The following is an 18,340-nucleotide window of genomic DNA, read 5'->3' on the forward strand; positions in this document are numbered from 1 at the left end:
TCACCCCGGCATCACCACCCCGCATCCTAGTCGCCGCCCCATCGGCTAGCTACACGTTCGTCAACCGACGTCGGTACCGGCGGCTCCCGGCCACTGGCCCGAACGGACGGAATCACCGTCGCCGCGACGCCGTCGCCGCGGACTTGGCACCAACCCTGCGGGGCGCGCGAACAGCCTTTCCCGGCAAGCCCTCAGGACTGAGCTGACCTGCCCCGACATCGGCCACTGTCGACCGCCGCGGCACCTCCGGCAATCGATGGAAATTGCGCGCAGTGGATCTCCCTGCAGTCGACTTCCCGCCAATTGACAGTTGCAATTCGGATAGTAGGCTCGCTGCCGCGGGCGCCGCTCCCCGGCACTTCTCCGTCCCCCTCGACCGCGACGCCTGGCATGTTCCGGCCTCAATCCCGCACGTGACCAGGAGGACGTCCATGCCCCGTCCACAACTGCGCGGTCCGCTCCGGCGTGCCGCCCACATCGGAGTGATCGCGCTCGTCGCCGTCAGCAGCGGCCTGGTGCCACCCCCGGCCGCGGCCGGGGCGTCCGTGCGACGGGTCACCTCGACGGTGACCGGCAGCGACGGCCAGCCGTACCGGATCACCAACCACCTCACCCGCACGGCTCAGGCCGCCGAACGTCCCGGCGCGCCCGCCCGCCAGTGGCTGCTGGTCTGGACCGGTGACGCCGCGCCCGGCCCCGACGGCAGGCCCGACCCCGACTTCCTCGCCGTCGTGGACGCCACCCCCGGCTCCCCCGACTACGGCCGGGTGGCGAACACCGTCACCGTCGACTCGGTCTTCGGCAACGAGCCGCACCACATGCAGTACACCTGGCGCAAGGGCGACAAGGTGTACGCGGGCGGCCTGCTCAGCGACACCGTCTACGTCTTCGACGTCAGCCGGCTGCCCCGGGTCTCGCTCAGCGGCGTGACGCTGCCGCACGACACCCCGTGCGGCTCGGTGCCGGACGCGTTCACCGTCCTGCGCGACGGCACCGCGTACGGGTCGTACATGGGCGGGCCCGACGTCGCCGGGCCCTGCACCTACTCCGACGGGCAGACCCGCGTCGGCAACGGGTTCGCCGGCTCCCCCGGCGAGGTGGTCCGGCTCGGCGCCGACGGCCGGGTGCTGGCCGAGATGCCGGCGGCGAAGAAGACCGCCGAGGACCCGGTCTCCTGCCCCAACCAGCCGGCGCTGCCGGTGCCGACCTGCGCCAACCCGCACGGCATCGCGCTGCGCGAGGACCTGAACCGGCTGGTCACCAGCGACTTCGTCGAGGTGCGGCACGTCGTCGCCGGCCTGGTGACCGACCCCAACCTTCAGCGCCGCACGGTCCGCACGTACGACATCAGCGACCGGAACCGGCCCCGCCTGCTCTCCCTGTCCTACCTGCCCGACGGGCCCCGGGTCGACGACGAGTACAGCCGGGAGGGTCTGCTGGCCATGGAGCCCGCGGTGACGCACCAGCCCCGGCACAAGGGAGCGTTCGTGGCCACCGGGATGGGCGCGGTCTACTACACGCCGGACATCACCAAGCGGGAGCTGACCTGGCGGCAGGTGTTCGACGACGCGACCGCCTTCCGCCGGATCTACCCGCGTGACACCCCGACCAGCGCGGCCGACGGCGGCAGCTGGCTCATGGTGAGCCCGGACGACCGTTTCCTGTTCCACACGGTGATGTTCGGCGGCAACAACTCACCGGCCGTCAACGCCGAGTCCGGCATGGTGTACGTGCTGGACATCCGCCGGCTCCTGGCCGCCGGCAGCCGGACCTCGTGCCGCATCGACACGATCGCGGAGACCGTACGCGGCGGCGCCGAGCCGGACTGTCCCGCGCTGGTCAGCGCGCTGCCGATCGTGGACACCACGCTCGGTGGGCCGCACTGGGGCGCGATGGACACGTTCCGGCCGGTGGCGGGCGGGAAGCACTTCCGCCAGACCGACCAGGTCTCCCGGGTGGTCACCTCGAACTACTTCGTGGCGCCCACCGGGCTCGACGGTGACGCCCGGATCTGCATGGCGCTGGTCGACCCGGCGGGCCGGCTCACCGAGGACCGCGCGTTCCGCGACGAGCACACCGGCCGGCGCTGCGTGAGCTTCGACCGGACGAGCTGGCCGCACGGCGACACCGGCAAGGCGAACCCGCACGGGCTGCTCTTCGCGGTGGCCGACGCGCAACTGCGCTGACCGCAACCGGCGGCGGGCGGCGACGAGCCGCCCGCCGCCGGGCTCACACCGCCGCGGTCAGCCGGGGCACCACCTCGGCCGGGGACGGCAGCGCCGCGATCTCGGCCCGCACCTCGCCGGTCACCCGGCCCAGCTCCGCGTCGGTGAGCAGCCGGCCGATCGCGGCGGCGTCCAGCTCGTCCACCGAGCCCAGCACGTGCGCCAGCCCCCGGCCGCGCAGCAGCTCGCCGGTGACCAGCTCGTCCGGCGAGCCGGGCAGCACCAGCTGGCGGACGCCGAGCGCGGCGCAGGTCAGCGTCGTGCCGTCGCCGCCGTGGTGGATCGCGGCGGCGCAGCCGCGCAGCAACTGGTTCAGCGGCACCCAGCCGGTGGTCCGCACGTTCGGCGGCAGGTCGGGCGGAGCGGCCGACTCCCCGATCGCCAGCACGAACTCGGCGTCCAGCCCGGGCGCGGCGGCGAGCACCCGCGCGATGCCGGCGGCGAACCGGTCCGGCCCGCCGAGCGTGCCGAACGTGACGGCGATCCGGGGCCGGGCGACCGGTTCCCGCAGCCAGTCGGGCAGCACCCCGCCGCCGTTGTACGGCACGTAGCGCATGGAGATGTCGGCCGGTCCGCCCTCGACCAGGCTGGGCGGGGCGATGTCGACGGTCCGGATGCCCTCGGGCAGCGTCACCCCGTGCCGGCGCATCGCCACCGCGCCGGGCAGCTCGCGCAGCAGGTCGGGGGTGAACCGGGCCAGCCCGAGGCTGTGCGCGACCGCCGGCACCTTCAGCCGGGCGGCGACGACCGGGCCGACCGCGAAGATCGGGTCGTACACCACAAGGTCCGGCTGGACCCACTCGCCGAGCGCGACGTGGGCGTCGACGAACGGGTCCCAGGCCGAGACGATGTACGGCTTGCGTTCCTCCATCTCCGCGATCGGGTCGGCGCCGATGGGCTCGAAGAGGCGCGGCACGTCGCGGATGAACTGCGCCTGCATGTCCGAGGTGGTGCGTCCGGGCACGGCGTCCAGGACCGGCAGCCCGGCCCGGGCCACCGCCAGCGCGTCGCCGGCGGTGACGAAGACGACCTCGTGCCCGGCGGCGCGGAACGCCCACCCGAGCGGTACCAGCGGGAACGCGTGGCCGATGGCCGGACCCGGCATGAACAGTACGCGCATGACTCCTGCCCTCCCTGTCGTCGCGGCGGCACGGCCGACGCCGTACCGCCGAGCCGGTGACGCCGGTCGCGCCACCTGTCGATTCCCCGCCGGCGCTACGGCGCCCGCTGACGCGGCGGCCCCGCCGCCGCCGGCTCCCCGTCGCCGGAGTAGCGGCGCAGCTCGTCGTGCCAGAAGTCGGTGACCGCCCGGCGCAGGTCGCGGCGCGGCCGCCAGCCGAGGGCCGCCGCGGCGGGCGCCGGGTCGACGCACGACCACCGGGTCCCGGCCCGCCAGCCGGCCGGGCCGGCACGCTCCACCACTGTCGCCTGCACCCCGCTGACCTGCACCAGGAGCCGGACCAGCGTCCGCACCGGCACCGCCTCGCCGCGGCCGATGTCGAGGACGCGGCCGGTCACCGGGCGCCCGGCGGCGGCCAGCACGGCCTCGGCGGCGTCCCGGACGTCGACGAAGTCACGCCGGGCCTCCAGCGGGGCGAGCGTCACCCGCGCGGCGACGCCGGCCCGCGCGGCCGGCGCCAGCGCGGCGGCGACCCGGCCCAGCAGGCTGGTCGCGGGCAGCCCCGGGCCGAGCGCGTTCACCAGCCGCAGCACCACCGCGTCGACCTCACCGGCGTCGGCCGCCGCCAGTACGGCCCGGGTCGCGGCCAGTTTCGCCCGGCCGTACGCGGTGTCCGGCGCGGACGTACCGCGCGGATCGGCCGGCTGCGGCCCGTGCTCCAGCACCGAGCCGAGATGGACCAGCCGGGGGCGGCAGGCGGCGCGGCGCAGCGCGTCGAGCAGCAGCGCGCTGAGCCGGGTGCAGCGCTCCGCCATCCGGCCGGGGTCCAGTCCCCAGCTGCTGCCGGTGGAGTCGACCACGGCGACCGGGTCCTCGGCGTCCAGCAGCCGCGCCAGCGTCCCCGGATCGGTGCCGCCGAGGTCGAGCGCGGTGAACCGGTGCCGGTCGCCGGCCGGGGCGCGGCGGGCCACCGTGAGCACGTCGTGGCCGGCGTCGGCGAAGGCGTCCGCGACATGGGCGCCGACGAACCCGGTGCCGCCGAGCACGACCGCGCGTGGCCGGTCGCCGGTCACCGCGCACCTGCGGGCCGGGCGATCCACAGACCCCACCGGAACGGCGGCGCCGTGACGTGCGCGGCGGCGAGCCCGGCCCGGGCGAACGCGGCGGCGAAGTGCTGCGGCCGGAACAGCGTCAGATCGGTCGTCGCGGTGTCGTGCCGGATGCCGGCCTCCGGGTCGGCGTACGCCTGGTGCACTGTCATCCGGATCCGGTCCCGCGCGTCGTCGAGCCACGTCGAGTGGGACAGCCGGACCACCACCCGGTCCTGCTCCTGCACCATGTCGCGGGCCACGTAGCCGGGGACGAACGTCTCCGGCGTGTACCAGGGCTCGACCGCCAGCACGCCGCCCGGCGTCAGGTGGGCGGCCAGCCGTGCGACGGTCCGGTCCAGTTCGGCGGCGCCGCGCAGGTGCGGCACCGCGAAGAGGCAGACCACCACGTCGAAGGTGTCGGCCAGATCCAGGTCGCGCATGTCGCCCTCGTGCAGGGCCACGTCCGGCACCCGGGCGCCGGCTCGGGCCAGCATCTCCGCGGACAGGTCCACGCCGGTCACCGGGGCGAAGTGGGTCCGCAGGTGCTCCAGGTGCAGCCCGGTGCCGCAGGCCACGTCGAGCAGCGAGGCGGCGGCCGGGTTCCGGCGCCGGACCGTCCGGGCGAGCGTGGCGGCCTCGGCGATGTGGTCGCGGCCCCGGTGCCGCATCACCAGGTCGTAGATCTCCGGGTATCCGGCGCGGTAGAAGCCGCGCGCCACCGATGCCGTCACCGTACGCGCACGGTGGGCACGTAGTGGATCCACCGGCCTCCGGCGGCCCGGAAGCCGGTCTCCTTCGCCATGATCTCCTCGGCGTGGTTCCAGGCGAAGAGCACCGCGTAGTCCGGGTAGGGGTCGGCGAATGCCTCGGGCGGGCGGACCGGGATGTGCGCGCCCGGGGTGAGCCGGCCCTGCTTGGCCGGGGTGGTGTCGCAGACGTACGAGATCAGCTCCGGCCCGAGCCCGCAGTAGTTGGTGACGGTGGCGCTCTTCGCGGTGGCCCCGTAGGCCGCGACGGTGCGGCCCTCCTCCCTCAGCGAGCGCAGCAGCGCGACCAGCTCGGATCGGGTACGCGCGACGGCGGCGGCGAACCGGCGCAGCGCCGCCTCCCCGGTCACTCCCTGCTCCCGTTCCTGGCGCAGCAGGTCGGCGACGGCCGGGGACGGGGTACGCGCCCCGGCGCGGGCGAGCGTGTAGCGCACCTCGCCGCCGTGCACCGGGAGCCGCCGCACGTCCACGAGCTCCAGCCCGAAGCGGGCCGCGGCGGCCCGTACCGAGTGGGCGGTGAAGTAGTAGAAGTGCTCGTCGTAGATCTGGTCGAAGGCGGTCCGGGCGAGGATGTCGCCGAGGTACGGGTCCTCGAAGACGAGGACGCCGCCGGGGGCGAGCAGCAGCCGCGCGCCGCGCAGCACCGAGTCCAGGTAGGGCAGGTGGCAGATCGTGTTGGCGGCGTAGATGACGTCGGCCGGCCCGTCGGTGGCGAGCACGTCGGCGGCGGTCTCCTCCTCGAAGAAGTCGGTACGCACCCGTACGCCCTGCCCACGGGCCAGCTCGGCCACCCCGGCGGACGGCTCGAAGCCGAGGTGGCGTACGCCGGCCGCGGCAACGGTCCGCAGCATCACCCCGTCGTTGCAGCCCAGCTCGACGCAGAACGCGCCGGGCCGGGTCAGCTCGGTGGCGAGCAGTTCCCGGCCGGTGCCGGTGAAGTGCGCGCGCATCACCGACGACAGCGACGAGCGGTACGGGTAGTCGTGGTGGAACATCCGCTCGCGCGGCACCTCCTCGACGAGCTGGACCATCGTGCAGTCGGCGCACCGGCCCACCGCGAGGCGGTAGAAGAACTCGCCGTCGAGGTCGGCCGGGCGGGGGAACGCGTCGGAGAGGGGCTGGCGGCCGAGGTCGAGCATCTCGGTCACCGGGCCGCCGCAGATCCGGCAGCCGGTGACGGCGGGGGCGGTCATCTGCCTGCTCCTTCCGGTCACCGGTGCCGGGCGGGTCAGCGCGGCTTGTGGGCGGCGATGACGACGCAGCCGACCTTGGTGCGCAGGACGTCGAGCACGGCCGGCATCTCGGCGAGGAAGGCGTCGATCTTCTCGGCGCCGTGCGCGGCGGCGAGCGTGTCGCGCCGCTGCTGCACCCGCTCGTGGTACGCGGGGAACGAACGGCTGATCTTGTCGCCGCAGCTGAGGAACTCGTCCACCACGAATCCGGCGTCGCGGACCAGGTCGAACGCGGCCATCGGCGGGCCGGGCGGGGCGAGGGTGAAGTCGGTGAGGATCTGCCGGTCCCGCTCGGTGAGCGGGGCGTCCTCGGCGAGGTCGGTGAGCACGAGCCGGCCGCCGGGCTTGAGTACGCGGCGGATCTCGGCGAGCCACTGCCGGCGGTCCTGCGCGTGCACCAGGGACTCGAAGGCGAGCACCTTGTCGAAGGAGGCGTCCGGGTAGCTCAGTGCGGCGGCGTCGCCGAGCTCGAAGCGGACCTGGCCACGCAGCCCGGACTCGTTGACCCGTTCCCGGGCCCGCTTGAGGTGCTCGGCGCTGTTGGTGATGCCGGTGATGTCGGCGTCGCTGCGCTGGCCGAGCCGGATGGCCGGCTCGCCGGCGCCGCAGCCGACGTCCAGCAGCCGATCGCCGGGGCGCAGGCCGAGGCGGTCGCCGACGATGTCGGTGAACCGGTTGATGGCCTCCAGGAAGGGCGTGCGGTCGTCGTCGTCCTCCCACCATCCGAAGTGGATGTTTCCGCCGAGCACCTCGACGGCCCAGGCGCCGTCGTCGTAGATCTCCGCTACCTCGTCGATTTCGGTCAGCTCGCGTGTGGACACGTCCGCTCCTCCACTCTCGGCGGCAAGTTGCTGCTTGAGAATGTTATAGCTATCGACCGACGGGTGTCCATGCGACGATCACGTGGTGGCGGAACGCGCGCGACGCGCGGATCAAGAGGCGTGACCGGAGCGAAACGTCCTGCTACTATATGTTTGTGAACACAATGTCGCGTACGGCTGGGTTGTCCGCACAGCAGACCGACACTCCCGCCATCGAGATCACACGATTGCGCAAATCCTACGGCGAGGTGCGCGCGCTCGACGGGATCGATCTGCGCGTGTCGGCCGGAAGCGTGTTCGGCGTGCTCGGCCCCAACGGCGCCGGGAAGACGACGATCGTCCGCACCCTCGCCACGCTCGTCCCGCCCGACAGCGGCGAGGTCCGCGTGCTCGGCCACGACGTGGTGCGCGAGGCCGGGGCGATCCGCGACCGGATCGGGCTGACCGGGCAATACTCGTCGGTCGACGAGGAACTGTCCGGCCGGGACAATCTCGTCCTGCTCTCCCGGCTACGCGGCTTCTCCTGGAGCGCGGCCCGCCGCCGCGCCGAGGAACTGCTCGCCACGTTCGGCCTGGAGGAGGCCGCCGCCCGGCTGGTGCGGACCTACTCCGGCGGCATGCGCCGTCGGCTCGACATCGCCAGCAGCATGATCGTGACACCCGACCTGATGTTCCTCGACGAGCCGACCACCGGGCTGGACCCGCACAGCCGCAACCAGGTGTGGGAACTCGTCCGGGGCATGGTCGGCGAGGGCGCCACCGTCCTGCTCACCACGCAGTATCTCGACGAGGCCGACCAGCTCGCCGACCGGATCGCGGTCGTCGACCACGGCCGGGTCATCGCCGAGGGCACGCCGGTGGAGCTGAAGCGGTCGATCGGTGCGAGCGTGCTGCGGGTGCGGTTGCGCGACGCCGGGCAGCGGGAGACGGCCGAGCGGATGCTGGCGGAGGCGCTGGGCACGGCGGTGCACGCCGGCGCCGACCGGATGGAGCTGACCGCGCAGGTCGCGGCCGAGGAGGAGGCCACCCGGGCGCTGGCCGCCCTCACCGGGGCCGGCGTCGGCCTGGCCGAGTACGCCTTCGGCCACGCCACCCTGGACCAGGTGTTCCTCGCCCTCACCGGGCACCGGGCGGACGGCTCGCGGACCGAGACCGAGGAGGCGGCGTGAGCAGCATGGTGGAGACCGGCACCGGCCGTGGCGCCTCGGCGCCGTCCGCGGCGCGGCCGGCACGTCCCGGCGCGCTGTCGTCCACGCTGACCTTCGCGTGGCGGGCGGTGCAGAAGGTACGCCGCGACCCGACGCAGATCCTCGAGGCGCTCGGCGTGCCGGTCATGTTCACGCTCGTCTTCGGCTTCCTGTTCGGCGGCGCGCTGGCCGGTTCGACGTCGAGCTACATGCAGTTCTACATCCCGGGCATCGTGGTGTTCACCGGGATCATGATCAGCATGCGGATCGGCGCGGTGGTCAACCTGGACAACTCCCGGGAGGTGACCGACCGCTTCCGCGCGCTGGCCATCTGGCGGCCCGCCGCGATAGTCGGCACCCTGCTCGGCAACAACGTGCTCTACGTCGTCGGCTGCGCGGTCGCCGTGGCGGTCGGGCTCGCGGTCGGCTTCCGGCCCGACGGTGGCGTGCTCGGCGTCCTCGCCACGATCCTGATCACCCTGGTCTTCGTCTTCTCCTTCTCCTGGGTGTACGTGGTCTTCGGGCTCGCCCTGAAGTCACCGACCGCCGCCCTGAGCGCCTGCCAGGCGATCGTCTTCCCGGTGTCGTTCGTCAGCAACTTCTTCGTGCCGCAGGAGACGCTTCCCGGCTGGCTGCAGGCCGTGGTCGGCCTGAACCCGTTCGCGTTGACGGTCACCGCCGCGCGCGGCCTGGCCCACGGCACGGCGACCGCCGGTGAGGTAGGCGCGGCGCTGGCCGGCTGCGCGGCGCTGGTGGCCGTCTTCGCCCCGCTCTCCATGTTCCTGTACCGCCGGCGGGCCTGACCCCGCCACCGTTTGTACGCAGTGCCGATGACACGAGAAGGGAACACGGCTACCCCGTGGACAGCGACCGTTTGACTCAACCGCCTGCCGTCACCGCGCAGATGCTCATCCGCAGGCCCGCCGCCGAGGTCTTCGAGGCGTTCGCGGACCCGGCGGTGACCACGAAGTTCTGGTTCACCAAGAGCAGCGGCCGGCTCGAACCCGGCGCCACCGTCACCTGGGACTGGGAGATGTACGGCGTCTCCACCGTCGTCACGGTCAAGGACGTCGAGAAGAACAGCCGCATCCTGGCCGAGTGGGATCCGGAGTCCCCCACCCAGCTCGAATGGCGGTTCCTGCCGGGCGAGGGTGACACGACGCTGGTCCGGGTCACCGAGACCGGCTTCGCCGGCAGCGCCGACCAGGCCGTGGCGAAGGCGATCGACTCGATGGGCGGGTTCACCATGGTGCTCTGCGCCTGCAAGGCGCTGCTGGAGCAGGGGGTGCTGCTCAACGCGGTCGGCGACGCCCACCCGACCGGCTTCGGCGACTGACCGCCGTCGCGGCGGGCGGACCGGGCGTGACCCGGTCCGCCCGCTCAGCCGGCGTCCAGCAGCCCGCGCAGGCAGGCGATCAGGCTGCGGGCCGAGACGTTCACGTAGTTGCTGTGCCGCAGCAGTTCCGAGAGCTGGTGCAGCGTCACCCAGCGGTACTGGTCGCTCTCCAGGTCGACGTCGTCGGTCTCCACCACCAGATAGCTGCTACGGGCCCGGTAGAGCCGTCCGCCCTCCTCGGAGAGGAGCGCGCGGAACCGGACCCGCTCCGGCGGCGCGCCGAGCACCTGGTCCAGGAAGGGCGGACGCGCGGCGGCGGGCAGGTAGTCGAGCGTGGCGGGCGTGCACTGGACCGTCGGCGCCAGTTCCACCACGTCGACGAAGCCCGGTTCGACCCGGGCGTGCGCCAGCACGTGCAGCACACCGTCGAGACGGGTGGCCAGGAACGCCACCACCCCCTGGCCGCAGGGCCGCAGCATCGGCTGCGACCAGCTCGCCACCTCGCGCCCCTCGGCGTCCACGTCCACGCCGATGACCTCGAAGAACAGCCCACTGTCGTGTCGCAGGGAGACCTCGCCGAGATGCCACGCCGCCTGTCCGCGCAGCGCCGTCCGGTCGGCGTCCACCTCGGTCCGGCTGCGGACGTCGGTGATCCAGTGCAGCAGCTCGCCGGTGTGGTGCCGGCTGCCCGGCCCGGGCCGGCAGGAGCGGCGCAGCGCGGCCGTGAAGGCGTCCCCGGCCGGGCCGGCCGCCCGGGCCGTCAGCTCCGCCGGCAGGCACGAGAGCACGGTACGGATGTCCATGTTGACCAGGTCGTCGTGGCGCAGGAGCCGGTGCAGCTGGGCGAGGCTGAGCCAGCGGAACCCGGGCGGCGGCACGATGTCCTCGTCGGTGAGGACCACCATGTTGCGGTTGCGTTTGCGCAGGAACCAGGACCCGTGCTCGGACTGGCGGACGTCCACGAGCACCCGGCGCGGGTCCGGGTCGCGGAAGTGGTGCAGGAACGGCACCGGGCGGCCGCCGTGGACGCCGGTCCAGTTGCTCCGGGTGGCCTGGACGGTGGGCGCGAGCTGGTGGCCGTCCTGGTTGCCGGGCTCCGCCTTGGCCTGCACCAGCACCCGCAGCGTGTCGCCGTCGCGGCGGGCGAGCAGCCCGAGGATGCCCACCTCCGGCTGGTGCAGCACCGGCTGGTCCCAGCGGGGCACGGCCGCGCCCGGCACCTCGACGGAGAGCCCTTCCACCCGGAAGAACCGGCCGCTGCGGTGGGCCAGGACTCCGGTGTCGGCGTCCTGGCGCCAGCCGCGCAGGCCGGCCAGGGGCACGACGTCCACACGCATCGGGGCCTGGCGGCGCCAGTCGGCGAGCCACTCGTGGATGTCGGCGTCGGGGTCGGCGGTGGCGAACCGGCCGTGCTGCGGCAGCCCTGGTGGCGCGGTCGTCTCCGTCACGCGCGTACCCCCTTTGTCGACACCTACCCGTTGATCACTTCTATATCCTATAGCGGACGGCCGGCGTTAGCGCGGGTCGAGGAAGGACGAGAGGATGACTGAGGACGCGAGCGCGCCGGCGCTGCCGATGTGGCCGGACGGCGCCGACGCCGGATACGTGGCCGCGCGGCTGCGCCTCGCCGAGGCCGAACGCCGCCTGTGTGACCAGATCGAACAGGTCGCCGCCGCCCGGCGGGAGCTGCCGCTCGGCGCGCCGGTGGCCGACGTCGCGCTCACCGAGGGACCGGCCGACCTGACCGCGCCCGGCCCGTTGCGCCCCGTCCGGCTGTCCGCGCTCTTCGGCGCGCACCGCACGCTCCTCGTCTACCACCTGATGTTCCACCCGGACGCCGACGCCGCCTGCCCGATGTGCTCGATGTGGGTGGACGGGTTCCACGGCGTCGCCCACCACCTCCAGCAGCACACCGCGTTCGTGGTGGTCGGCAAGGCCCCGGCGGAGAAGCTGCGCGCCTGGGGCGCCCGGCGCGGCTGGGCCGGCCTGCGGCTGCTCTCCAGCCACGGCACCGACTTCAACGCCGACCTGCGCGCCGAGCACCCGAACGGCGACCAGCGCCCGATGGTCAGCGTGCTGGTCCGCGACGGCGACGGCGTCCGGCACTTCTACAGCCAGCCGGCCAACTTCGTCGACGGCACCGAGCGCGGCATCGACCTGCTCTCCCCGGTGTGGAACGTGCTCGACCTGCTGCCGCGGGGCCGCGGCGACTGGTACGCCGCCAACACGTATCCCCCGGTTGCCGACCCGGCCGATCGACCCGTGTGACAGCCGAGGAGACACGAGTGCCCGACCGCACCGCGACACCGCGTACCGCCGACGGTCGCCGGGGCGTACCCCGATCGGCCGGACGGCTCACCGGCGCGGCCCTCGCCGCAGTGGCGGCCACGCTGCTGGCGGCGGGGCCGGCCCACGCCGCGGACGGCGGCGGCGTCGCGCCGGCCGCCACCGGGTTCGCCGCGCTGCTCGCCCTCGCCGCGACGGCCACCACGGCCGGGCTTGTGCTGCTGCGACCGCTCGCCGCCCCGGCGCCCCGCCGCCTCACCGCCCCGGCGGTGACCGCCGCCGTCGCGCACCTGCTCACCCTCGGCCTGGGCGGGGACGCCCCCGCCGCCGGAACGCTCGTGCTCGCGGCGGCCTGCCTCGCCCTGCCCGGGTGCGCCGGGCGGCGCGCGGTCGGCGTACCCCTGGCTCTGCTCGTGTCCGCCGGGGCCGGCCTGCTGGCGCTGCCCACCGCGACAGTCGCGGAGGCGACGGCCGCCGCCGGGCACGGGCTCGCCGCCGCGGTGCTGCTGGGCGGCGTCGCCACAGTGCTCGGCGCGGACTCGGCCCGGCGGCGCGTCGCCCACCGGGCGGCGCCCTGGATGCTCGCCGCCGTCACCGCCGAGGCGGCGGCCGGCGCGGTGCGGCTCGGTACCGACCACGCCGCCCTCGGCCCGGAAGGCCCCGGATGGGCCGGCCCGGCACGCTGGGTCTGCCTTGCGGTCGCCGTGGCCGGAGCCGTGGGCCTGGGCGCCGGCCTGCGACGCCGACGGCAGCCGGACCGGGCGTTGCTGCGGGGACAGGCGGTCGTGCTGCCCGCGGTCGTCATCGTCGCCGCCACCGCGACCGCCGTGGCGCTGCCCGCGCCGCCCGGCCGCCCCGGCGCGCCGCTGCTGGTCGCAGTGGACAACGGCGGCCGGGGCCTCCCGCTGGTGGTGGCGCCGCAGCGGCCCGGCTGGAACCTCGTGCACGTCGGCGCGGAGGGAGTCTCGGTCGGGACGCGGGCGGACCGCCTCTCCCCCGCCGTCCGGCTGCCCGGTGCCACCAACGGCTGGGCCCTCGTACACCTTCCGCCCGGCCCGAGCCGGCTGCACGTCGCGTACGGCGGACGCCAGGCCGTGATACGGCTGGACGCCGGGGCGGCCGACGCGCCCGGTCCCGACCTGCGCGGTCCGGACGGGCCGGAGTGCGTCAGCGCGGCCCTCGGCGTGCTCCTGCGGGACGACCCGCAGCCGCTGTCGCGCTGCCCCGCGGACGCCCTCACCTCCGGTGACCGCGAGGACCTCGACGCCACAGTCGCCTTCCTCGCGCCCCGGGCCGAGGGCGCCCTCGGCGTCGTGGGCGACTCCTCGGCCCGCTCCGTCGCGGCGGTCGCCGCCGTCACCGACGCCGCGCGCCGCGCCGGACTGCGTGTCGTACCCCCGGGGTCCGGACGGCATCCGACGCTCGTGGTCACCGGCTGGGCCGGGGCGGAGGCGGCGCTGCGCGACGCCGCGCGGGGGCCGGGCGCGGCGGCCGGCACCTATCTGGCGCCCTGGCTGCTCACCGCCGCGGTGCTGCGCCCCGCGACCGGGCAGATGCTCGCGCTCCGGTTCGACCCGCGCGCGGAGCCGGTGTCCCGGTACGTCGCGGAGCTGGCCCGCCGTTTCCCCGGCGAACCCGCCACCGTCTCCGGCTACCTGGCCTGGCAGGGCGGCGCGCCCGCCGGGCCGGCCCGGATGTACGCGGCGGCCGCGGTCTCGCTGCCCGGCCCGGTGGCGCACGGCGGGCACGGCCGGTCCGGCTTCCTGCCCGGCGGCACGGTCACCGCGGTGACCGGCCCGCTCGGCTGAGCCGCGACCGCGCTACCGCCCGGGCGGACTCCCGATGATCTTCGGACCGTCCTCGGCGGGCCGCCGCACGTCCTGGTGGTAGTACGCCCGCAGTCCGGCCCGGGCGGCCGCCGGAGCCCCGAGCCAGCGGAGCAGGTTGCGGCCGTCACTGCGGGGCGAACTCCCCGGAACGAGATTGCCCAGGCCGAGCAGCGCTCCGACGAACGCGGCGCTGAACAGCGCCAGGCGCGTCGACACCGTTGCCGTGTGCGTCGCCACGACGACGAGCGCCGCGGCGGCGCCCAGGTTCGCCACCGGGCCGCCGAGATGGAACAGCGCCATCCGCAGCGGCAACGCCGGCATCGACGCCGACGGCCGGACCGACACCTCGTTGCGCCATCCGGTGAAGGGCGCGATGTGGACCGCGACGACCGGCAGGCGCAGCAGCTTCGCCGCGACGAGGTGGCCGCCCTCGTGCAGGGCGAGGTGCAGCCACAACGACAGGCAGGTGAGGCCGGCGGCGGCGATCGCACCCGTCAGGGACTCGGTGACGAGCAGCGCGAGCGCCATCGTCTCCACCGCCAGCAGCAGAGACGCGGCGACGAGCCGGCGGCGCAGCTTCACCGGGCGATGGTACGGCCTGATCGACCCATTGGGCGGCCCCGGAAATCGGATGCCTGGCCCGATCCATGATCAGCAGAATGAGGGCGTCCACCGGCGACGGGAGGTGACCGGCATGCCAGAGAGGCGTTAGTCCCGCGCATGGTGCGCGGGCGGCCGGAAGGGCGGTCGTCACATGGCCCGTACCGACATCCACCGACCCGAGCGTGTGCAGCAGCGGGATCCGTACCTGCGCCGCTGGTTCACCGACATCCACCGGCACCACCGGGGCGCCTGCGACCTGGCCGAGTTCCTCGCCGCGCCCGAGTGGATCCGCACCCGCTGCCACCGCGAGGTGTCGGCGCACGCGCCCAACCTCTGCGGCTGCCGGCTCTGCACGTTCCAGCCCTGCCGCAGGCTCGGCCGCCGCCAGGAGCGCGTCGCCTGGCGATCGATCCGCCGCCGACTGCTCGCCGAGCACCGGGGCGGCGAGCACGATCTCGACGTACCCCCGATCCGCGGCAAGGCCTGGTAGCGGTCCGCCGGATCACCGATGAGTTCACATGTCCCGGCCGGTCTCAGCTGGTGCATCCGTTCGGATGCACCAGCTGATTCTTCAGGAGGACGAGAGCCATGAGCGTTGTCGACACCACTCCCCCGCCCGTCACCCGTGGGCTGCACCGCACGCTGTGGGTGCTCCAGGGCTTCCTCGGCGTCTTCTTCATCGTCGCCTCGGCCGGCCCCAAGCTGTTCGGCGAGACGAACACCGTCCAGTCCTTCGAGGACATGGGCGCAGCGCCCTGGTTCCGCTACTTCATCGGCCTGGTGGAGCTGGCCGGTGGCATCGGGCTGCTGGTGCCGCGGCTCGCCGGCCTGGCCGCCGTCGGGCTGGCGCTGCTCATGGTCGGCGCCGCCATCACCCAGGCGTTCATCCTGGACGGCGGCGCGCTGGTCATCACCCCGGTGGTGCTGTTCTTCCTGTTCGTGTTCATCGCCTGGGGCCGGCGCGACTCGATAGGCCGCCTCTTCAGGCGATGAGCAGGCGGGTCCACCCGGGGTGCGGCCGGCGGCCGGTCACGGCGTCCAGCGCACCCCCGGGTTCACCCGCCCGAACCAGTCGAAGACGGCCATGTTGTCCCAGCCGTTCCCGGTGCCGTTGATGTTCGCCGGGTCCCAGCCGTTGCCGGGGACGGCGTACCAGGTCGGCTCCCAGTAGAAGACCCCGATGGCGCCGGCATTGCGGGCGGTGTTCTGGACCCAGTCGAACTGCTGGGCCTGCCCGGCCCAGGTCGCGCTGATCCCGTCGCAGGTGACGTCGCCGATGACGTTCGGCTGGCCGTCCGCGTCGTCCCGGGTGAACGGGTACGCGGTCTCCACGATCACCACCGGCTTCCCGTAGCGGTTCCGCAGGTCGACGATGTTGTTGTAGAGGTTCGCCAGGCTGCCGTGCCACATGCAGTAGTACGACAGCGCGGTCATGTCCCACTGCACGCCCTGGGCGCGGATGCCGTCGTAGAACCAGCGGGCGTTGGCGTTGCTGTCGGCGTTGGCGGTGTGGATCATGACCGGGATGCCGCCGCCGCAGGCCTTCACCGCGTTGTAGCCCTGCTTCAGCAGGCCGGCCAGCGGGGCGAAGTCGTTGTTGACGACCTTCCCCTCGTTCCACAGCATCCCGACGTTGATCTCGTTGCCGATCTGCACGCTGTCCGGCAGCGTGCCCTGCCCGCGCAGGGCGGCGCAGACGTCGTACGTGAAGGCGTACACGTCGTTGCGCAGCTGGTTCAGGCTGTGGCCGGCCCAGGCGGCCGGCTTGTACTGCTTGCCGGGGTCGGCCCAGGTGTCGGAGTAGTGGAAGTCGATGAGGACCTTGAGGCCCTTCGCCTTGGCCGCTCTCGCCTGGACCAGCACCTTGCTCTTGTTGTTGTAGCCGCTGGCCGGGTTGTTCCAGACGCGCAGCCGGACGTAGTTGACGCCGGCGGACCTGAGGATGTCCAGCGGGTCACGGGCGACCCCGCCCGCGTCGTAGTACTTCGCCCCCAGGTCCAGGCTGCGCTGCAACGACGAGACGTCCGCGCCCCGCATGCTCAGCGTGTTCGCGGCGGCGACGGGCGCCGGCGTACCCCCGATCGTGGTGGTGACGGCGAGGACGACGGCCGTGACGGCCCCGGCCAGGGCGCGGCGGCGGTGGCGTGTGGTCACAGGACTTCCTCTCAGCCGACTGTGCAGGGGGCGCCGTTGAGCGAGAAGCCGGTCGGCGGCGCGTCGCTGGCGCCCCACCGTCCCTGGAAGCCGAAGGTCGCGGATCCGTCCGGGGCGATGACGCGGTTCCAGTCGACGTTGCGGGCGGTCACCGTGGCGCCGGTCTGCCCGACCGTGGCGTTCCACGCGTTGGTGATCTGCTGGTCGCCGGGGAAGCCGAACGTGACGATCCAGCCGTCGACCGCCGCCGTCCCGGTGTTCTGGACCGTCACCGTGGCCACGAAGCCGCCGGCCCACTCGGACTGGTTCCGGTAGGTCACCCGGCAGGTCGAGGGCGGCGGTGGTGGCGGAGTGGTCGTCGTGGGCACGGTGACGGTGTTGGAGGCGATCGACACGTTGCCGGCGGCGTCCCGGGCCCGCACGTAGTACAGGGTGCGCAGCGGCGTCGACGGGGGCAGCGGCCCGGTGTACGTGGTCCCCGGCACGGTGGCGACGAGCGTCGAGGTGAACCAGCCGTCGAACCGGTAGACGTTGTACCCGAGCACGCCGACGTTGTCGGTCGACGGTGCCCAGGACAGCGTGGCGGTGGAGCCGGTCACCTCGCCGACTGTGAGGTTCTGCGGCGCGCTCGGCGGGGTGGTGTCCGGGCCGGTGTCGGTCACCGGGGTGACCACAGTCAGCGCGTCGGTGGCGGCCGAGCGGCGGCCGTCGCCGTCGCGGGCCGACACCCGGAACGAGTACTGCCGGCCCGGCTGGATGTAGTTGGTGATCGTGGTGGTGGTGACGTCGCCGAGGCTGAGGCTGTAGATCACGTCGTCGAACGCCTGGTAGTAGGTGATGTCGTACCCGACGACCGGGCAGCAGCCGCGCGTGGCGGCCGTCCAGGTGAGGGTGACCGAGGTGGTCCGCACCTGGGTGGCGGTCAGGTTCGTGGGCGGGCTCGGCGGGAACGGCGTGGTGCTGGGCGTGCTGGGCGTCGACGTGGGCGGCGAGACGGTCCCGGTCGGGTCCGCGACGGGCGCCGCGGCCCCGCCGGGCGCCGGTGCGACAGCGGGGTACGCGGCGCCGGCGCCCGCCGGCGGCACCGCGGTCAGGGCGGCGCCGAGCACCGCCGTGGACACCACGACGGCCGCCGGCAGACCCGGCCGCAGACGGCGCAGAAGTGAGGACGAGGAGACGGCAGCCATACGCCGACGATGCCGCCAACGCATCGATGATCGCCAACGTATCCCACACCTCGGTCGGGGCGGCAACCCGGCGACCAAGGCACCACCTTTGCCTGATTCGTCGTTTTGCGCCGCCTATCTGAGCAATCAGCCACAATCGGAGAGACAGGGTGAGCCGCTGCGGAACGGCCACCGCACACACGAAGGCTGGACGGGAATCGGCGATGGCCACCTTCGAGTACCGCTGCCCGCAGGACGGCAGCTTCGACGTCGTGATGCCCGTCGGCACCGCGGGCCCGTCGACGAGCTGCCCCCGATGTGACGGCCCGGCGACCCGGGTGTTCTCCGCGCCCCGGCTCACCCGCACGCCGGCGGCGCTGCGCGAGGCCATCGACCGGACCGAACGCAGCGCGGAACAGCCGGAGGTGGTCGGGCAGGTGCCCGGCCGTCGCCCGGCGCGCCGCTCGACGAACCCGGCCCACGCCCGACTGCCCCGATGGTGACCACGAGAAGGGCTCAAGAC

The 18,340-nt window shown here is 74.0% G+C and carries 18 protein-coding genes; 9 read left to right on the forward strand and 9 right to left on the reverse strand.

Annotated features, from left to right (window positions below; all coding sequences use genetic code 11):
* The first annotated feature begins 431 nt into the window (after positions 1-431).
* The gene (locus O7542_RS16600) at positions 432-2,186 is read left to right on the forward strand and encodes a hypothetical protein (protein WP_197494921.1); all 1,755 of its coding nucleotides are present in this window, start codon (positions 432-434) and stop codon (positions 2,184-2,186) included.
* A gap of 43 nt (positions 2,187-2,229) precedes the next feature.
* On the opposite strand, the gene O7542_RS16605 is transcribed toward O7542_RS16600, so the two are convergent.
* The 5 genes from O7542_RS16605 to O7542_RS16625 form a co-directional block, all read right to left on the reverse strand.
* Positions 2,230-3,345, reverse strand: a complete 1,116-nt coding sequence (locus O7542_RS16605) for a nucleotide disphospho-sugar-binding domain-containing protein (RefSeq protein WP_043325278.1) — start codon at positions 3,343-3,345, stop codon at positions 2,230-2,232.
* A gap of 95 nt (positions 3,346-3,440) precedes the next feature.
* On the reverse strand, positions 3,441-4,418 hold the full coding sequence (locus O7542_RS16610) for an NAD(P)-dependent oxidoreductase (protein ID WP_281604841.1): 978 nt from the start codon (positions 4,416-4,418) through the stop codon (positions 3,441-3,443).
* The gene (locus O7542_RS16615; protein ID WP_233514704.1) at positions 4,415-5,167 is read right to left on the reverse strand and encodes a class I SAM-dependent methyltransferase; all 753 of its coding nucleotides are present in this window, start codon (positions 5,165-5,167) and stop codon (positions 4,415-4,417) included. The genes O7542_RS16610 and O7542_RS16615 overlap by 4 nt, the downstream gene beginning before the upstream one ends.
* Entirely contained in the window at positions 5,164-6,396 is a 1,233-nt protein-coding gene (locus O7542_RS16620; protein ID WP_069087877.1) for a class I SAM-dependent methyltransferase, read from the reverse strand. Before O7542_RS16620 ends, O7542_RS16615 begins: the two co-directional genes overlap by 4 nt.
* A gap of 35 nt (positions 6,397-6,431) precedes the next feature.
* Entirely contained in the window at positions 6,432-7,256 is an 825-nt protein-coding gene (locus O7542_RS16625) for a class I SAM-dependent methyltransferase (protein ID WP_043325280.1), read from the reverse strand.
* Between the two features lie 164 nt (positions 7,257-7,420).
* Here O7542_RS16625 and O7542_RS16630 point away from each other — a divergent pair, with 164 nt between their 5' ends.
* The 3 genes from O7542_RS16630 to O7542_RS16640 all read left to right on the forward strand — a co-directional run bounded on the left by O7542_RS16630 (position 7,421) and on the right by O7542_RS16640 (position 9,779).
* Positions 7,421-8,425 (forward strand): ATP-binding cassette domain-containing protein, encoded by a 1,005-nt coding sequence (locus O7542_RS16630; RefSeq protein WP_051611109.1) that lies wholly within the window; start codon positions 7,421-7,423, stop codon positions 8,423-8,425.
* Positions 8,426-8,430: 5 nt separating this feature from the next.
* The gene (locus O7542_RS16635) at positions 8,431-9,246 is read left to right on the forward strand and encodes an ABC transporter permease (RefSeq protein WP_222948614.1); all 816 of its coding nucleotides are present in this window, start codon (positions 8,431-8,433) and stop codon (positions 9,244-9,246) included.
* 101 nt (positions 9,247-9,347) lie between these two features.
* A complete protein-coding gene (locus tag O7542_RS16640; protein WP_176722772.1) occupies positions 9,348-9,779 on the forward strand; it encodes an SRPBCC family protein in 432 nt (143 codons plus the stop codon).
* Positions 9,780-9,823: 44 nt separating this feature from the next.
* Here O7542_RS16640 and O7542_RS16645 read toward each other — a convergent pair whose 3' ends face one another.
* Positions 9,824-11,227 carry an NDP-hexose 2,3-dehydratase family protein gene (locus tag O7542_RS16645; RefSeq protein WP_064447364.1) on the reverse strand — a complete coding sequence of 468 codons (1,404 nt, stop codon included), beginning with the start codon at positions 11,225-11,227 and terminating at the stop codon, positions 9,824-9,826.
* A gap of 94 nt (positions 11,228-11,321) precedes the next feature.
* On the opposite strand from O7542_RS16645, the gene O7542_RS16650 reads away from it, so the two are divergent.
* Both O7542_RS16650 and O7542_RS16655 read left to right on the forward strand, forming a co-directional pair.
* Positions 11,322-12,047 carry a DUF899 family protein gene (locus O7542_RS16650; protein ID WP_051611111.1) on the forward strand — a complete coding sequence of 242 codons (726 nt, stop codon included), beginning with the start codon at positions 11,322-11,324 and terminating at the stop codon, positions 12,045-12,047.
* A gap of 17 nt (positions 12,048-12,064) precedes the next feature.
* The gene (locus O7542_RS16655; RefSeq protein WP_281604842.1) at positions 12,065-13,873 is read left to right on the forward strand and encodes a hypothetical protein; all 1,809 of its coding nucleotides are present in this window, start codon (positions 12,065-12,067) and stop codon (positions 13,871-13,873) included.
* 12 nt (positions 13,874-13,885) lie between these two features.
* Here O7542_RS16655 and O7542_RS16660 read toward each other — a convergent pair whose 3' ends face one another.
* Complete coding sequence (locus tag O7542_RS16660) at positions 13,886-14,476, reverse strand: hypothetical protein (RefSeq protein ID WP_223201166.1); 591 nt, start codon at positions 14,474-14,476, stop codon at positions 13,886-13,888.
* 172 nt (positions 14,477-14,648) lie between these two features.
* Between O7542_RS16660 and O7542_RS16665 the strand changes: the two genes are divergently transcribed.
* Both O7542_RS16665 and O7542_RS16670 read left to right on the forward strand, forming a co-directional pair.
* Positions 14,649-14,987, forward strand: coding sequence for a hypothetical protein (locus O7542_RS16665; RefSeq protein WP_281604843.1), 339 nt, complete (start codon positions 14,649-14,651; stop codon positions 14,985-14,987).
* A gap of 98 nt (positions 14,988-15,085) precedes the next feature.
* The gene (locus O7542_RS16670) at positions 15,086-15,490 is read left to right on the forward strand and encodes a DoxX family protein (protein ID WP_064447360.1); all 405 of its coding nucleotides are present in this window, start codon (positions 15,086-15,088) and stop codon (positions 15,488-15,490) included.
* A gap of 36 nt (positions 15,491-15,526) precedes the next feature.
* Here the strand turns inward: O7542_RS16670 and O7542_RS16675 are convergent, their stop codons facing one another.
* Both O7542_RS16675 and O7542_RS16680 read right to left on the reverse strand, forming a co-directional pair.
* Positions 15,527-16,651: a glycosyl hydrolase 53 family protein gene (locus O7542_RS16675; RefSeq protein ID WP_281604844.1), complete on the reverse strand. Its 1,125-nt coding sequence runs from the start codon at positions 16,649-16,651 to the stop codon at positions 15,527-15,529.
* Positions 16,652-16,662: 11 nt separating this feature from the next.
* Positions 16,663-17,838, reverse strand: a complete 1,176-nt coding sequence (locus O7542_RS16680; RefSeq protein ID WP_113973306.1) for a cellulose binding domain-containing protein — start codon at positions 17,836-17,838, stop codon at positions 16,663-16,665.
* A 203-nt stretch (positions 17,839-18,041) separates the two neighbouring features.
* Between O7542_RS16680 and O7542_RS16685 the strand changes: the two genes are divergently transcribed.
* Entirely contained in the window at positions 18,042-18,320 is a 279-nt protein-coding gene (locus O7542_RS16685; protein ID WP_069087883.1) for a zinc ribbon domain-containing protein, read from the forward strand.
* Positions 18,321-18,340 lie beyond the last annotated feature (20 nt).

It is taken from the genome of Micromonospora sp. WMMC264 (assembly GCF_027497275.1).
GTDB classification, from domain to species: Bacteria; Actinomycetota; Actinomycetes; order Mycobacteriales; family Micromonosporaceae; genus Micromonospora; species Micromonospora chalcea.

Bases quoted from the DNA above. Each gene is read 5' to 3' on its own strand.
- O7542_RS16640 (WP_176722772.1), top strand. From the start codon at position 9,348: ATGCTCATCCGCAGGCCCGCCGCCGAGGTCTTCGAGGCGTTCGCGGAC.
- O7542_RS16665 (WP_281604843.1), top strand. From the start codon at position 14,649: ATGGCCCGTACCGACATCCACCGACCCGAGCGTGTGCAGCAGCGGGAT.
- O7542_RS16650 (WP_051611111.1), top strand. From the start codon at position 11,322: ATGACTGAGGACGCGAGCGCGCCGGCGCTGCCGATGTGGCCGGACGGC.
- O7542_RS16635 (WP_222948614.1), top strand. From the start codon at position 8,431: ATGGTGGAGACCGGCACCGGCCGTGGCGCCTCGGCGCCGTCCGCGGCG.
- O7542_RS16600 (WP_197494921.1), top strand. From the start codon at position 432: ATGCCCCGTCCACAACTGCGCGGTCCGCTCCGGCGTGCCGCCCACATC.
- O7542_RS16670 (WP_064447360.1), top strand. From the start codon at position 15,086: ATGAGCGTTGTCGACACCACTCCCCCGCCCGTCACCCGTGGGCTGCAC.
- O7542_RS16685 (WP_069087883.1), top strand. From the start codon at position 18,042: ATGGCCACCTTCGAGTACCGCTGCCCGCAGGACGGCAGCTTCGACGTC.
- O7542_RS16680 (WP_113973306.1), bottom strand. From the start codon at position 17,838: ATGGCTGCCGTCTCCTCGTCCTCACTTCTGCGCCGTCTGCGGCCGGGT.
- O7542_RS16620 (WP_069087877.1), bottom strand. From the start codon at position 6,396: ATGACCGCCCCCGCCGTCACCGGCTGCCGGATCTGCGGCGGCCCGGTG.
- O7542_RS16605 (WP_043325278.1), bottom strand. From the start codon at position 3,345: ATGCGCGTACTGTTCATGCCGGGTCCGGCCATCGGCCACGCGTTCCCG.
- O7542_RS16630 (WP_051611109.1), top strand. From the start codon at position 7,421: ATGTCGCGTACGGCTGGGTTGTCCGCACAGCAGACCGACACTCCCGCC.